Annotated in this window: 12 protein-coding genes; 9 read left to right on the forward strand and 3 right to left on the reverse strand. The window is 63.1% G+C overall.

The window, feature by feature from the left end; translation table 11 throughout:
* Positions 1-6 precede the first annotated feature (6 nt).
* Positions 7-1,629, reverse strand: coding sequence for an FAD-binding oxidoreductase (locus tag NKG99_RS02645; protein ID WP_352863853.1), 1,623 nt, complete (start codon positions 1,627-1,629; stop codon positions 7-9).
* 238 nt (positions 1,630-1,867) lie between these two features.
* Here NKG99_RS02645 and NKG99_RS02650 point away from each other — a divergent pair, with 238 nt between their 5' ends.
* Positions 1,868-2,329 (forward strand): YegJ family protein, encoded by a 462-nt coding sequence (locus NKG99_RS02650; protein ID WP_352863855.1) that lies wholly within the window; start codon positions 1,868-1,870, stop codon positions 2,327-2,329.
* Positions 2,330-2,335: 6 nt separating this feature from the next.
* On the opposite strand, the gene NKG99_RS02655 is transcribed toward NKG99_RS02650, so the two are convergent.
* Complete coding sequence (locus tag NKG99_RS02655) at positions 2,336-3,304, reverse strand: hypothetical protein (protein WP_352863857.1); 969 nt, start codon at positions 3,302-3,304, stop codon at positions 2,336-2,338.
* Positions 3,305-3,368: 64 nt separating this feature from the next.
* The gene (locus NKG99_RS02660) at positions 3,369-4,427 is read right to left on the reverse strand and encodes a CapA family protein (protein ID WP_352863859.1); all 1,059 of its coding nucleotides are present in this window, start codon (positions 4,425-4,427) and stop codon (positions 3,369-3,371) included.
* A gap of 107 nt (positions 4,428-4,534) precedes the next feature.
* On the opposite strand from NKG99_RS02660, the gene NKG99_RS02665 reads away from it, so the two are divergent.
* The 8 genes from NKG99_RS02665 to NKG99_RS02700 all read left to right on the forward strand — a co-directional run bounded on the left by NKG99_RS02665 (position 4,535) and on the right by NKG99_RS02700 (position 14,964).
* Entirely contained in the window at positions 4,535-5,791 is a 1,257-nt protein-coding gene (locus NKG99_RS02665; protein ID WP_352863861.1) for a hypothetical protein, read from the forward strand.
* 484 nt (positions 5,792-6,275) lie between these two features.
* A complete protein-coding gene (locus NKG99_RS02670) occupies positions 6,276-7,844 on the forward strand; it encodes a DUF2778 domain-containing protein (protein ID WP_352863863.1) in 1,569 nt (522 codons plus the stop codon).
* 128 nt (positions 7,845-7,972) lie between these two features.
* On the forward strand, positions 7,973-11,059 hold the full coding sequence (uvrB, locus tag NKG99_RS02675) for an excinuclease ABC subunit UvrB (protein ID WP_352863865.1): 3,087 nt from the start codon (positions 7,973-7,975) through the stop codon (positions 11,057-11,059).
* A gap of 120 nt (positions 11,060-11,179) precedes the next feature.
* Positions 11,180-12,085, forward strand: coding sequence for a DMT family transporter (locus tag NKG99_RS02680; protein ID WP_352863867.1), 906 nt, complete (start codon positions 11,180-11,182; stop codon positions 12,083-12,085).
* Between the two features lie 305 nt (positions 12,086-12,390).
* Complete coding sequence (locus tag NKG99_RS02685) at positions 12,391-13,917, forward strand: ABC-F family ATP-binding cassette domain-containing protein (RefSeq protein WP_352863869.1); 1,527 nt, start codon at positions 12,391-12,393, stop codon at positions 13,915-13,917.
* Between the two features lie 140 nt (positions 13,918-14,057).
* Complete coding sequence (locus NKG99_RS02690) at positions 14,058-14,339, forward strand: type II toxin-antitoxin system RelE/ParE family toxin (protein WP_352863870.1); 282 nt, start codon at positions 14,058-14,060, stop codon at positions 14,337-14,339.
* 10 nt (positions 14,340-14,349) lie between these two features.
* Positions 14,350-14,649: a HigA family addiction module antitoxin gene (locus NKG99_RS02695; RefSeq protein WP_023768797.1), complete on the forward strand. Its 300-nt coding sequence runs from the start codon at positions 14,350-14,352 to the stop codon at positions 14,647-14,649.
* 141 nt (positions 14,650-14,790) lie between these two features.
* Positions 14,791-14,964 carry a hypothetical protein gene (locus tag NKG99_RS02700; protein ID WP_352863872.1) on the forward strand — a complete coding sequence of 58 codons (174 nt, stop codon included), beginning with the start codon at positions 14,791-14,793 and terminating at the stop codon, positions 14,962-14,964.
* Positions 14,965-15,011 lie beyond the last annotated feature (47 nt).

Genomic DNA, 15,011 nt, shown 5'->3' on the forward strand with positions numbered 1-15,011 from the left:
TGCTTTTTACGCCACCCCGCTCAGCGCCTTGATGGCACGGTAGAAGGTCGAGGAAAACAGTTCCGTCGGGTCATATTGCCGCTTCGCCGCCAGGAAGGCCGGCAACTCGGGATAGGAGGCCAGCAACTCCTTGGCCGTATAATGCAGTTGGTAGGGCAAGAAGAAACGGCCGCCATGCTTGATGGTCACATCGATCAGCGCTCGGGTCAGCGCCCGCATCCTGGCGTTGCCGTCGGCATCGGTCGGCTGGTTGATGTAGAGCACCAGCGAATAGGCCGGCTCCGGCGCGTAGGTCAGTGCGACATCCTCATTGTGGACGATGCGCACCGAAGCATTGAGCACCGGCAGCGTCTGGTTGCGCAGAATATCGCGGGCTTCCGCGATGAATGGATTATAGGCGGCGCGTGGAATAAAATATTCGTGCAGGATGTCTGTCTCATCCAAAAGGTCGTTGAACAGATACGGCACTGAATCGTGCATCGGGTTATTGCGGGTGACGAGGCAGGCCTCGCCTTCGGCCATGGCCGAGCTGCGAGCCACCGTGCAGCTCTCGAATTTCGGCTCCAGCGTCTTTTCGGTGAACCACTTCAGCTCCTGGAACAGGCTGCCCCATTTCGCCATGTTGATGATCACGCGCTTCAGCCCGACCGAACCCGGCTCGCCGATCGCGGGCTGATCCGCCGGCGGCTGCTCGGCCACCTTGTCATAACGGTAGACGATCATGTCCTCGAGGAAATTGCGCGGCGCCGTCGACAGATGGCCGTAAAACAGGCCGATCGCCCTGTTCGGCTCCAGCACCTCGGCGAAGAATTTCGGGAAATCGTCGGATTTGATGATTTCGCGAGAGGTCCGGTAGACGGCGTTGTCGACGATATCGAGCGTGGCTTCGAGCACCACGCCGAACAGGCCGTAGCCGCCGACGACGTGGCGGAACAGATCGGTGTTCTGGGCAGGCGAACAGGTCGTCACCGACCCGTCGGCAAGCATCACCCGCATCGAGCGGATCGAGCTCGCCACCGAACCCGCCTGATGATCCATGCCGTGCGCATTGACCGACAGCGAGCCGCCGACCGAGAAGATGTCGGTGGACTGCATTGCCTTCACCGCGAAGCGCGGATGCAAGAGGTTCTGGATATCGTGCCAGCGCGCGCCCGGCTGCAGCGTCATGGTCTTCGCCGCGGCGTCGACCGTCACCTTGTTGAATTTTCTGAGGTCGAGTACCAGCGCATTGTCGTCGAAGGCGTGCCCGCCCATCGAATGACGGATGGCCGCCAGCGACACTTTCAAGCCATTGGCGCGCGCGAAGGCCAGCGCCTTGGCGATGTGCTCCTCCTTGCTGACTTCGACCACGCCATAGACCGGCGTCTTCGAGAGACCGCTGGCATCGTTGATGTCGCCGCCTTTTGCCGACCAGGGCAGCGACGCGTCAAACGCCGGCGCACTCTCCAGCGGCTTCAGCGGCAGCGCGATGCCGTCGATATCGGCGATGCGGCCCGCGTTCTTCGGTCCCAAAGGCCCGCGCGCCAGCCGCGCCACCGTGTTGCCGCCCCACAGCACCGCGCCGCCGACGACAGCCGCACCCAGCAACAGCCGCCGCGACAGCCGAAATCCCTTTTGTTCGTCAGCCATGAGTATCCCCCGTGGCCAAGGGATAGCGCGGCCTGCTGGCAAAAACCATAGTGGTCGCGCGGAAGAACGTTCCGTCAGAAAATCGATATCGATATGAACCATTGTCGGCTCGACCATCGCTTGAAGCGGATGAAACTCGCGCTCCGGTTGCAAACCCGGAATGGATGCACCATGATGGCTGCGACCACGGTGAGGGGGGCCTTCCATGAAACTCGCAGTCCGGACCATGATGTCCCTGATGCTGGCGCTTGCTCCGGGATCGGCCGGTGCACAAGGCGCGGATCCAGGCGACGACAAGACGGTTATCTTTACTCCCGACGATCCAGAGATGGCGGCGGCGACCGCGCAGGCACTCGCCAGCCTGGACGACTTCCTGGCACTGTCCGAGGCTCCTCCCTCCGGCACGGACAGGTTCAAACTGAAGGTCAAGGTGCGGGACGGGAATGTCAGCGAACACTTCTGGGTCATCCCGTTCCGACGCACCGAAACCGGCTTTGTCGGCATATTGGCAAACCAGCCGGAGGGAGTGCACAACGTCGTCCTGGGGCAGAACATAGAATTCACCAGGAGCGATATTTCCGACTGGGGATACACACGCGGCGGCCATCAGATCGGCAGCTTCACCGTCTGTGTGATGTTCAAGAAAATGTCGAAAGAAGAGGCAGACTTCATGCGCGACCAATACGGCTTCGACTGCTGACAGCGATTAACCGATCTCGTCCTTCGCGCCGACCTTGCGCACCAGCGCCGCCGTCGCCAGCATCGCGCCCATGTCTGATATCATCGGCGCGACATGCGTGGTGTAGTCGAGCGGCACCGAAATATCCGGCAGTTCGAAGAAGTTCTTCGTCTGCGGCAGCAGCAGGAAACCATCGCTGCCGTTGAGCGCGACGCGGGCCGGGTCGTCCGGCCAGGTTTCGCCCAGCCATTTCAGTGCCTGCGCCAGGCGGCCTGTCACCAGCGGCCGCGCCGCCTCGGCATTGTCGGTGCGGAATTCATAGGCGGCGTCGAGTTCAGGCACGCCGCACGACAAGTCCTGCATCTTGCTGGCGAACATGCCGCGGAAGAAGCCGACGACCGCATTGGTCCGGCGCGTCGCCACCAATACCCCCGGGAACGGCTCGATCGCTTCGAAAGCGACAATGACACCCTTGAAGACTCTCGATGAATCCTTGCCCGACCCTACTCGCAGTTCTGCTTCGTAAAGCTCGAACGGAAACTCTTCGTAACGGCCCGAAACGACATCGTCGAACGACTGCTTGTTGAAAGCGCCGACCGCCTCGCGCGGCAGCCGGTCGAAAGAGTTCGGCCTCCCTCCATGCTGGTAACGCATATCCGCGATGAAGCCGAAGATGATTGGCAGCAGCGTCTCGCGGAACGATTGCTGCAGCCGCGTCGCCGGTTGCATGGCCTGGAAGTAGAGCACGCTCGAAGCCACCAAGCCGATGCCATAGAGAAACACATGTGGCGTCGAGAACCATTGCTCGTTGGGGTCGGCGACCTTGTTGAACAGCCAGGCGACCAGCGCCACGAACACCAGCACAAGGCCGACGAACAGTGGCACCCGCCAGCGCACTTGGCTGGCCGCGGAGGCCCTTGCCGCCTCATAGGCCTCGATGTCTTTCCGGATACCGGCAATCACCGCGGCGCCAGGCATGAAATCCGCTGTTTCCATCGCCACCCCGCAAGCCTGCCTCTGCCGGCGCATGATAGCCGGTTTTGCAGGGGCCGCCAGACGGTTAAGCGGTGACACCTTCTTCGCCTGGGGGAGAAGGAAATATCACCCGCAGCCGACCTTCCACCCTGCCGCGCATTCGCCCCTTCAACCTTTCCACCAACACCAGCCGCTCATGGTCGCCGGCGCGCACGCGCATGAAGGGATGCAGCCGGTAAGACGCGATGGCGCCGCGTGTGCCGGCATCGGCGCTGACATCGACGACGAAGATTCCTCCGATGCGGCCCGGCCATGTCTGGCGCGCAAAGGCGGTGCCAAGGAAATCGCCGAGCCCGTAAGCGACGATCGTCCCGTCGATCTTTTCCACCGGCTGCACGACATGGGCGTGATGGCCGGCGATCAGCCCGACGCCTTGCCCGGCCAGCCGCCTGGCCAGCGCCCGCGTCTCGGCGCGCGGAAAATGCCGGAACTCCCAGTCCCAATGCGGCACGGCACAAAGAAGATCGACACCATAGCGCGGCCAGCCGGCCGGATCGCTGTCCATCGATACGCGCCCGGCGAACAGGTTTTCATCGGCGTTGCGCCACAGCGTGAAGGCGGCGAAGCCGATATCCAGCGGCCCGGCCTGGACAGGCACCACCGGACCATTGGCGGCCTGGCCGACCGTGCGGATGCCGAGCCGCTGCAGCGCCGCGACCGTCTCGTCGAAACCGGCGACGCCCTGGTCGAGCACATGATTGTTGGCCAGTGACAGCACGAGCCTTTCGCGCGCAATACCAGCCGCCGCCAACGCCTCGGCCAGGAACCGCTCGCTCATCGCATGATGCGTGCCGAGCCTCGTGCCCAGCGCCGCGCTTGGTCTGTCCACGACAGGGCTTTCGCAATTGCCGATCACCACATCGGCAGCTCCGAGCAGCCTCTTGACCTCCGGGTCGCAGTCCGGCGCGGTGCGGTTGGCCACCGCCGAGATGTCGCCGACGAAGGCCAGCCGCACTGCCTCCCTTGGTGGCGGATTCATCAGCGTTCCCGCCATCGGCGCAAAGTCTTGCGCGCCGCCGGCAAGCGAGGGCTTCAGAAAACGCGGCAGCCAGGACAGCTTGTAGGAAAACGGATAATTCGACACGCGGCGCCCAATTGTTTGCCTTGTGTAGACCGTCCTCGGGACGGGTTGAAGCGCGACGCTGCAAATGGTGTATGTTTGTTCCGCGCGACAAATATTTGGGGGGAAAGATGACACGACTGGCAAGCCTGCTGACATCCGCTTTCATGCTGATTGTGCCGCTGTCTTCCGCGACGGCGGCTATGCCCGAAGCGGCATCCGCTCTGTTCGAGGCGAAGACCGTGGCCGCGCGCGACAGCGCCCTGTCGACGCTGGAGGCCGCCGCGCCAAAAGACCCGGCATCAGCTTACGCCGCCGGCGCCGGCGAGTTCTTCACCGCACTGGAAATCCTGGCCGGCGGCCTGCACCGTCATGGCTTCGAAAGCCCGCAATCCTTCATGCTGCCGCTGATGCGGCTGCCGGTGCCCGACAATCCGAACCCCGAACCGCTGACCTACGAGCAGTTCCGCGCCATTCTGGTCGCCTTCCGCGACCGGCTCGAAAAATCCGCCGCCACGTTTGCGTCGGTGCCGGCGGGCGCCGATACCGGCATGGCAATCGATCTCACCCATACCGGCATCGATCTCAACGAGGACGGCACCATCGCGCCTGATGAAAGCATGGCCGCCATCATGGCCTCGCTGTCGCGCGGCGGCAGCGCGCCAGACGATGCAGCCCCCTCTTTGACCTTCCGCTTCGATCGCGCCGATGGCTATTGGCTGCAGGGCTATGCCGAATTCCTCATGGCGCAGGCCGATTTCTGGCTGGCGCATGATTTCAGGAGCACCTTCGACGGGTCCTTCCACATGCTGTTCCCGCGCGCCAAGCTGCCGTTGCAGGATATCCTGGTGCCGCCGGCCGGCGACACGGGCAGCAGCATATTCTCGTCGGAGTGGCGCATCGCCGATTTCATCTCGCTGGTGCATCTCGTCAACTGGCCGGTGGTCGAACCCGAGCGCCGGCAAGCGGCACGCCGTCATCTGCTGGAAATGATCCGGCTGTCGCGCGAGGATTGGAAGGCGATCCGCGCCGAGACCGACAATGACCGCGAATGGCTGCCGGGACCGCGGCAGAAGGGCGAGAACCCGCTCACCGGCCTCGAAGTCGGCGAGGAGCAGGTGCAGGCCTGGCTCGCCGCCTTGACCATGGCCGAGGATCTCCTCGAAGGCCGCGTGCTGCTGCCGCATTTCCGCATCACCGATAAGGGCATCAACGTGAAGCGCTTCTTCGACGAGCCAAAAAACTTTGACCTGGTGTTGTCGATCACAGGCCCGGCCATCGCGCCCTATCTCGAAAGCGGCAGGATCCTGACCAGCGACGATTTCGACCAGATCCAGCGCCAGTTCGGCGGCGGCGGGTTTCTGACGTTTGCGCTTTGGTTCAATTGAGGGTGCCACTCAAGGCGGCCGTCCAGGCGAAGAAATTGTGACAAGCAGGCAACGGTTTTACCTGAGACAGGCGCCTATTTGGGCAATTTTCACCGGCGGTCGCTTCGTTGCATTTATCGCTGAAGGTGCCGCGAAAAAATTTAGAAACGGCTGTTTTGCTTGACTCGGCGATCAAAAGCGGGCAGCAAAACGACGTCGGAGAGGCAACAACACCACTTTCCTGGCCGTGGACGAGGCCTGATTTGACCTAAATCCACATCTCGTCGTTGGTTTTGAGAGGGATTAATTAACCAACTTTGTCCATATTTTGAAGCAATCGGCAACCAACGACAGACGCGGCAAACGCGTCGGGGACCACCTGGGATCACTCACAGAATGGTCGTCGCGGCTCTCAAGGCCACGTACGGGGGAAACCGGTTGGAGCAAGATTGGTTGCATGGCGTTGTTGCGTAAAAAAAATTCCGGGGACGAGCGTAGGGACGGCGTGACCGCCTGCGACGCGCCATGTTCCTCTTCCTTCACTCCTGAACGGATCGTCCGCTGGGTCGCCGTGCCCGGCATCAGCGCTGCCGTTGGCCTGTGGCTGATCGGCACCATGGTCGGCCTCAGCTCCGTCGGCGCCTCGCTGTCGGCGACATCAGGTAGCCTGCCGCGGAGCCTGTCGATGCCGGGTTCGTTCGCCCTTGCCGATCCGATCAAGCAGCATTTTCTGAGAGCACCCTTCGCCCTTGCCAATGCCCATGGTGGCACGCAGGCCCTTCACGACCATGCCGTGCAGTGCGGCGCCAGTTGCTTCAAGCTTGCCCGGTTGAGCCCGCGGGCGGAGAAATCCGCGCGCCTCGTGGCGCAGGCAAAGCCCGTTCCCACTGATGCGAAGTCGAGGTCGCAGGAGCGTTTCGAGCGCATGGAAGCGTCGCTTTCGCCGATGAAGCTCGCCGCTGCCTTTGCCGGCGCCGGAAAGCCCGTCGTCGCCGCAGAGGCCCGTCCCGTGATTTCCACCGTCGCGCCGCGAATTGCCGAGGCGTCGCTGGTGCCATCCGTCACGGTGATGGCCAGTCTGTCGGACGACATGCCGGCTCCGGAGGCGGAACGCTTCGCCCGGCTGGATACCGGCTCGGTCGTCGTTCAGACCGCGCCGCAACCGATGGGCTTTGCCCAGTCGGACGCGACGACGCCGGATAATTCGCAGTTGGCGCTGGCCCTCGTGCAGTCGCTGCCGGTCGACGACGAAGCGTTTGCCTCACCGCTGCCAATCGAGGATTCGTCGGCTGACGTCGCGGTTTCGCCTGTCGAAACTCAGCAGGGACAGCCCGGCGACGCCGCCTCGCTGCCGGACGCGCTCACCGACGATGTGCCATTGCCGACCCGTCGCCCTCGGATCGAAGAGCCGCAACCCGAGGTTGCACAACAGTCCAAACCTGTTCAGCAGCCGAAGCCTGTCCAGCAGCCGAATCCAGCTCGCGGGACCGTCCAGCAGGTCCAGACTGACCAACCGGCCAAACCGGCTCGGCAAGGACGGCCGGCCGATGGCGGCAACGTGCTGGCCTATGCCAAGCCGGACACGCCTTCGGGTGGCCTCGGCAAGGCATTCAAGAACCTGTTCAATTCACCGAACCCCAGGAGCGGAGCCAGCAATGGCGTCGCCGTCTACGACATCAGCGCCGGGACCGTTTACATGCCTGACGGCTCGAGGCTCGAGGCGCATTCGGGCGTCGGCGCCATGGTGGACCAGCCTCGCTATGCCGACCAGAAGAACCGCGGACCGACACCGCCCAACACCTACAATCTGTCGCTGCGCGAGTCGCGCTTTCATGGTGTGGAGGCCTTGCGCCTGACACCGGTCGATGGCCGCAACAAATACAATCGCGACGGCTTCCTGGCCCATACCTATCTGCTTCGGGGCCGCTACGCCCAGTCGAGCGGTTGCGTCGCCTTCAAGGACTATGCGCGCTTCCTCGCCGCCTTCAAGAAGGGCAAAATCAAACGCCTCGTTGTGGTGCCGCGCCTGTCGTCTTCGCCGACGCAAGTCGCATCCGCCGCCAGGGGCGCGTAGTACCTACAGGCATTCGGCCGCACCTTCCCGCCGGCTCCTGACAGCCTACTGTCAGGAGCCGCATTGTCCGGTACGCCTCTACCCACCGCGCTCTTTCCATTTTGGCCAGGAAATCCCATATTCGGGACATGGCCAGATCTCCCGATAAAAAAACGCCGCCGACGGCGAATGACGACCGCGCCGCACCGAAGCGGCGCAGTCCGCTGACCGATTTCCTCGACGCCTCCGAGCCGCTGCACGGAGGCAGCTTCGCGGAGATGCCCCAGCCGGAGTTGTCGGGCACGCCGCTGACCGGTTCGATCGCGGATTGGGCCGAACAGATCGAGCAGGAAGCCGAAAAGGAAGGACGTCTCGTCGGCAAGGGCGATGGTGGCAAACCACCGAAGCCATCGAAGAAGATACCTGAGCGCTCAAGCTCGCCGGGGCGCAGCGCGCGCGGCACCTCGATGGGTGGCGCGGCATCAGCCAGGGAGCGCACGGCAGCCGGCCTCAATCCGGTCGCCGGTCTCGACATTTCATTGGAAGACGCCGAGACGATGGCCTCGGGCAGCGTCACCGCTACCGTCGCCGCGCTGTCGGCGCTGATCGAGTCCGGCAATCCGCTGCACAAGGACGGCGTGCTGTGGACGCCGCACCGCCCTGCCCGTCCGGAGAAATCCGAAGGCGGCATCGCCATCAAGATGGTGTCGGACTTCGAGCCGGCTGGCGACCAGCCGACAGCGATCAAGGATCTGGTCGAAGGCGTCGCCAACAACGACCGCACCCAGGTGCTGCTCGGCGTCACCGGCTCCGGAAAAACCTTCACGATGGCCAAGGTGATCGAGGAGACGCAGCGCCCCGCGCTGATCCTGGCGCCGAACAAGACGCTGGCGGCCCAGCTTTATTCCGAGTTCAAGAAATTCTTCCCCGAAAACGCCGTCGAGTATTTCGTCTCCTATTACGACTATTACCAGCCGGAAGCCTACGTCCCGCGCACCGACACCTTCATCGAGAAGGAATCCTCGATCAACGAGCAGATCGACCGCATGCGTCACTCTGCGACGCGTTCTCTGCTCGAGCGCGACGACGTCATCATCGTCGCCTCGGTGTCCTGCATCTACGGTATCGGCTCGGTCGAAACCTACACGGCGATGACCTTCCAAATGCAGATCGGCGACCGGCTCGACCAGCGCGCTCTGCTCGCCGATCTCGTTGCCCAGCAGTACAAGCGGCAGGACATCAACTTCGTCCGCGGTTCGTTCCGCGTGCGCGGCGACACGATCGAGATCTTCCCGGCCCACTTGGAAGATCGCGCCTGGCGCATTTCGATGTTCGGCGACGAGATCGAGCAGATCACCGAATTCGATCCGCTGACCGGCCAGAAGACCGGCGAGCTGAAAAGCGTCAAGATCTACGCCAATTCGCACTATGTGACGCCGCGCCCGACGCTGAACCAGGCGATCAAGTCGATCAAGGAAGAGCTCAAGCACCGGCTGGTGGAACTTGAACGGGCTGGTCGGCTGCTGGAGGCGCAGCGGCTGGAGCAGCGCTGCCGCTTCGACCTGGAGATGCTGGAGGCCACCGGCTCCTGCGCCGGCATCGAGAATTATTCGCGCTATCTCACCGGCCGCCAGCCGGGCGATCCGCCGCCGACACTGTTCGAGTACATTCCCGACAATGCGTTGGTCTTCATCGACGAAAGCCACGTCACCGTGCCGCAGATCGGCGGCATGTATCGCGGCGACTTTCGCCGTAAGGCGACGCTGGCCGAATACGGTTTCCGCCTGCCGTCCTGCATGGACAACCGGCCGCTGCGCTTCGAGGAATGGGATGCCATGCGCCCGCTCTCCGTCGCCGTTTCGGCAACCCCGGGCGCTTGGGAGATGGAACAAGCCGGCGGCGTCTTCGCCGAACAGGTCATCCGCCCGACCGGGCTGATCGACCCGCCTGTCGAGGTACGCCCGGCCAAGAGCCAGGTCGACGATGTCGTCGGCGAAATCCGTGACACCACCAAGGCCGGCTATCGCACGCTGGTGACGGTGCTGACCAAACGCATGGCCGAGGACCTGACCGAGTATCTGCACGAACAAGGCATCCGCGTCCGCTACATGCACTCCGACATCGACACGCTGGAACGCATCGAGATCCTGCGCGATTTGCGCCTTGGCGCCTTCGACGTGCTGGTCGGCATCAACCTTTTGCGCGAAGGCCTCGACATTCCCGAATGCGGCTTCGTCGCCATTCTCGATGCCGACAAGGAAGGTTTCCTGCGTTCTGAGACCTCGCTCATTCAGACCATCGGCCGCGCCGCCCGCAACGTCGACGGCAAGGTCATCCTCTATGCCGACCAGGTCACCGGCTCGATGGAACGGGCGATGGCCGAGACCAACCGCCGCCGCGAGAAGCAGATGGAGTGGAACGAGGCCAACGGCATCACGCCGGAATCGGTCAAGTCGCGCATCTCCGACATTCTGGATTCGGTTTACGAGAAGGACCACGTCCGCGCCGACATCTCGCAGTTCACCGACGGCGCCGGCGCCATGATGGGCAACAACCTGAAAGCCCATCTCGATGCCATGGAGAAGCAGATGCGCGACGCCGCCGCCAATCTCGACTTCGAGAAGGCGGCCCGCATCCGCGACGAGATCAAGCGGCTGCGCGAGATGGAACTGTCGATTTCCGAAGACCCGCTGGCCAAATACGCCGACATGGAAAGCCCGGTCTCGGGCCGTGAAAAGGGCAAGCACAACAAGGGCGTGGCCAAACATCGTACATCAGAGGAACAGGACCGTTTCCGCAAGCTCGACGAAGCACGTGCCGCCGAAGAAACGGCCAAGGCTGCCCGGCCCAACCTCTTCCGCAAGCCTGATCTCGACGAAATGGGCGCCGACGGCGCCGTGCCGGTGAAGAAGCCGCTGTTCACCAAACCCTCGCTCGACGCCATGGGGCCGGGCACCGATATGCCGACGCCGGCCGGTGCGGTGTCGCGCTCGCTGTTCAAGAAGCAGTCGGCCGAAGAGGCGCACGGTTCCGACTTCGGCATTCCCGGCGACGCCACCAAGCCGCTGTTCAAGAAGAACTCACTCGATGAGATGACCGTGCGGCGAACAGAGACGCCGATCGAGGGTGACAAGCCGGTCAAGCGTGAGCGCGCCGGCATCGGCTCATACGAGGATCCAGGCGATGTCCGCCGGGAGAAGCGCCGGCCGGGGAAGACAGGCAGACCGGGACGGTAGAGCTTGGGGTCACACTGTCGACTGGCTGGACCACGCCCCACCCTTGTCAGTTGCCAGTCGAAACGATACGGGCCACGGCAGCTTCTCCGCTTCCAACTGCAAGAAACGGCCGCCCGCACAATGAAACCCAAAGACATCGCCGCCTATATCTTCTTGGCCGTCACCTGGGGCTTGTCGTTCCTTGTGCTGCTCAAGGTGGTGCACGCCTTCGGCTGGGTCGGCGCGGTCACCTTGCGGTCGCTGATCGCCGGCATCACGCTCCTGCTGCTTGCCGCCGCGACCCGACGCCGGCTCGATTTCAGCGCCGGCTGGCGGCGCTTCGCCGTTGTCGGCGCGACGACGGTTGCCGCGCAGCTTGTCGGCCTATCCTATGCCACCCCGCGCATCGGCACGGCGGTGGCGGCCATCCTTGTTGCCGCGATCCCACTGTTCTCGATGATCCTCGGCCAGCTATGGGGGCTTGAGCGCATCACCGTTCGCGGGCTGGCCGGACTGCTGCTCGGCGCCTTGGGCATCATCGTCCTGGTCGGTTTTCCCGCGGTGCCGATCACCGCATCCTTCGCTTTCGGCTGCGCCGCCTCGCTGTTTAGTTCCTTCTCGGCCGCCTTCGGCAGCAATTACGCAAACCGACATCTGGGCTCGGCCGGCTCGTGGGAACTCACCAGTGCCGCGTTCCTATTAGGCGGCCTGATGACGCTGCCATTGCTTCTCGCCGTACCGGTGCCGGCGATGCCTCGGGCCATCGACTTTCTCTATCTCGCCGTCCTCTCCTGCGTGATGAGCGCGTCGACCTACATCGTCTATTTTCGGCTGGTTGCCAGTATAGGCGCGACCAGGACGATCAGCGTCGAATTCGCCGTTACGGTGATCGCGGTGCTGGTCGGCACCAGCATGCTTGGGGAGTCGCTGACCGTAATCCAGGGCTTAGGCGCAGTCGCGATCATCGGTGGCTGCATACTGGTGCTCGATCCGTTCCCGCGCCGGGTGAAAGCGGTAGCCTTGCCTTCCGCCACGCCCTTGGTGTAGTCAGTCCGCACACTCGAACGTCTTGAAAGGAGGGCTCACGTGTTCGATTTTTCTCGTCACCATCGTCAGCGTGGCCCGATTTCCGCCCTGCGAGCTTTCTTGCAGGGCTGACCAGGGACGGTCCGGGGTTTCCCGCTTCGATTTTTTGGTCTGCCCTTCGTGGTGCAGCAACGCCGAGCCTGATGGCCGGCACGCACACCGTCAAAGTGCATTGAGCCGCTAGAGCATGATCCCGAAAAGTGGGAACCGGTTTTCGGAAAAGATCATGCTCCGACAAAGAGGCGGCCAAGACCAGAGAAATCAAAATGGCCCTGATCAGCCTCAAATCCCTCGGCGTCACCATGAGCGCGCCGTTGTTTTCCAACCTCGACCTCACCATCGGCACTGGCGATCGGCTCGGCATCGTCGCCGCCAACGGCCGCGGCAAGTCGACCTTGCTGAAATGCCTGACCGGCGAGATGGAGCCGACCTCCGGCGACATCACCCGCACGCGCGGCCTGCGCGTCGGCCATGTTGAACAGTCCGTTGCCCCTGCCCTTCTGAGCCACACTTTCCATCAGGTGGTGGCCGATGCCTTGCCGGCCGAGCAGGCCGACAGCGAGCTGTGGCGCGTCGACGTGGTTCTCGACTCGCTCGATGTACCTGAGCCGATGCGCGAACGGCAGATGCAGGCGCTGAGCGGCGGCTGGCAGCGGCTGGCGCTGATCGCCCGCGTCTGGGTGACCGATCCGGACGTGCTGCTGCTCGACGAGCCGACCAACCATCTCGACCTTGCCCGCATCAGTCAGCTGGAAAGCTGGCTCAACACGCTGCCGCGCGAGGTGCCGGTGGTGATCGCCAGCCACGACCGCGCCTTTCTGGACGCCACCACCAACCGGACGCTGTTCCTGCGCCCGGAGCAGTCGCCGGTGTTTGCCCTGCCCTATTCCCGCGCCAGGCAGGCGCTCGACGATGTCGACGCCTCGGCGGAGCGCAAGTTCCAGCGCGACATGAAGGTCGCGCAGCAATTGCGCCGGCAGGCGGCCAAGCTCAACAACATCGGCATCAATTCGGGCAGCGATCTGCTGACGGTGAAGACCAAGCAGCTCAACCAGCGCGCGGAAAGACTGGAAGAGGCGGCGGCTCCGGGGCATCGCGAGAAATCGGCCGGTGCAATCAGGCTGGCCAATCGCGGCACCCACGCCAAGGTGCTGGTCACGCTCGACGACGCGGCCGTCGAAACACCCGACGGCACGCTGCTGTTCAGGACCGGCAAGCGCCACATCTGCCAGGGCGATCGTATCGTCCTGCTCGGCCGCAACGGCGTCGGCAAGTCGCGCTTCGTTACCCTGATCCGCAATGCCATCGTCGAACCGGACACGGTGCGGAATGTGAAGGTGACGCCGTCCACGGTGCTCGGCTACAGCGACCAGGCGCTGTCCGGCATCAGCGGCGCCGACACACCGCTGGCGCTGGTCTCGCGCCGCTATGATGTCGGCGAGCAGCGTGCACGGTCGCTGCTGGCCGGCGCCGGCGTGGTCATCGAGATGCAGGAGAAAAAGATCGGCGTGTTGTCCGGTGGCCAGAAGGCGCGGCTGATGATGCTGACGCTCAGGCTAGCCAATCCCAACTTCTATCTGCTCGACGAGCCGACCAACCATCTTGACATCGACGGCCAGGAAGCGCTGGAAGCCGAGCTGCTGGCGCATCAGGCGAGCTGCGTGCTCGCCTCGCACGACCGCTCCTTCATCCGCGCCATCGGCAACCGCTTCTGGCTGATCGACAAGCGGAAACTGACCGAAGTCGAGGACCCGGAGGATTTCTTCCGTTCGGTAGCGGAAGCGGGCGGCTGACGATTTTGGTGGCGGGACGATATCCATGCCTGTGAAATTTCAGCCTGCCGATAACAGGTCAAAATTCGTATCATAACACGAGACGTTTTCTTGACTTTACGAAGCGTATCATGCGAAGGTACGCTGATCGGATACGACAGATGATACGCTCGTTCAAGGACAAGACCAGCGAGGCCGTTTCGAACGGCAAGGCTCCGAAGGGGTTCCCGTCGGACCTTGTTCGATCAGCCCAGCGGAAGCTGTTCATGATCGACAATGCCGCCGAACTATCCGACCTGAAGACGCCTCCCGGCAACCGGCTTGAGCCGCTAAAAGGCGACCGTGCCGGTCAGCATTCGATCCGCATCAACGATCAGTTTCGCATTTGCTTTCGCTGGGTGGACGGACAAGCCGAGGATGTCGAGATAACTGACTACCATTGAGGTTTTCAAAATGCTGAACATCAACCCACCTATTCATCCGGGAGAAATCCTCCGCGAGGAATATCTCGTGCCGCTTGGCCTGAAGCCTTACACGCTGGCCAAAAAGCTGCATGTGCCGCGCACGCGCATCGAGCGCCTCGCCGGCGAGACGACACCGGTAACGCCCGATACCGCGCTACGTCTTGCGAAATTCTTCGGAACCACGCCGCAGTTCTGGATGAACATGCAGGCGAGTTACGATCTGGCCGTGGAAGGAGAGGCCAAGAAAGCCGACCTTGAGACGATCGAGCGGTTAGAAACTGCTGCTTGATACAAGGCGCTCCACAGCAGTCCGCATCGAGCCGCCTGCAGTGGCCGCAAAAATTTTCGACCGTCTGTCGGATGATCGCCACGCACCGCGTCCTTGGAATGCCGACACAATGATGCCGGCTTCAACCGAGGACAAAGCATCATGTTCACCCTGTCATCCATAGGCCGCATCACCACCCGTTACATGGAAGCCCGCGCCCGCTATCGCAGCGAGCGCGCCCTCCTTTCACTGCCGATCGAGTTGCGCAAGGACATCGGCTGGCCGGAAATCGTGATCGATGCGCGGAACGGCCCCCGGATTCGCAGAGCACCCTGACCCATGCAGCCGGGGGCCGGCAACTATGCCGCTGGTCAGTCATGCGT

It is taken from the genome of Mesorhizobium sp. M1409 (genome assembly GCF_040317535.1).
Classification (GTDB): domain Bacteria; phylum Pseudomonadota; class Alphaproteobacteria; order Rhizobiales; family Rhizobiaceae; genus Mesorhizobium.

Coding starts and splice junctions, on each gene's coding strand:
- NKG99_RS02645 (WP_352863853.1), bottom strand. CDS start 1,629: ATGGCTGACGAACAAAAGGGATTTCGGCTGTCGCGGCGGCTGTTGCTG.
- NKG99_RS02650 (WP_352863855.1), top strand. CDS start 1,868: ATGCTGGCGCTTGCTCCGGGATCGGCCGGTGCACAAGGCGCGGATCCA.
- NKG99_RS02655 (WP_352863857.1), bottom strand. CDS start 3,304: ATGGAAACAGCGGATTTCATGCCTGGCGCCGCGGTGATTGCCGGTATC.
- NKG99_RS02665 (WP_352863861.1), top strand. CDS start 4,535: ATGACACGACTGGCAAGCCTGCTGACATCCGCTTTCATGCTGATTGTG.
- uvrB (WP_352863865.1), top strand. CDS start 7,973: ATGGCCAGATCTCCCGATAAAAAAACGCCGCCGACGGCGAATGACGAC.
- NKG99_RS02680 (WP_352863867.1), top strand. CDS start 11,180: ATGAAACCCAAAGACATCGCCGCCTATATCTTCTTGGCCGTCACCTGG.
- NKG99_RS02685 (WP_352863869.1), top strand. CDS start 12,391: ATGGCCCTGATCAGCCTCAAATCCCTCGGCGTCACCATGAGCGCGCCG.
- NKG99_RS02690 (WP_352863870.1), top strand. CDS start 14,058: ATGATACGCTCGTTCAAGGACAAGACCAGCGAGGCCGTTTCGAACGGC.
- NKG99_RS02695 (WP_023768797.1), top strand. CDS start 14,350: ATGCTGAACATCAACCCACCTATTCATCCGGGAGAAATCCTCCGCGAG.
- NKG99_RS02700 (WP_352863872.1), top strand. CDS start 14,791: ATGTTCACCCTGTCATCCATAGGCCGCATCACCACCCGTTACATGGAA.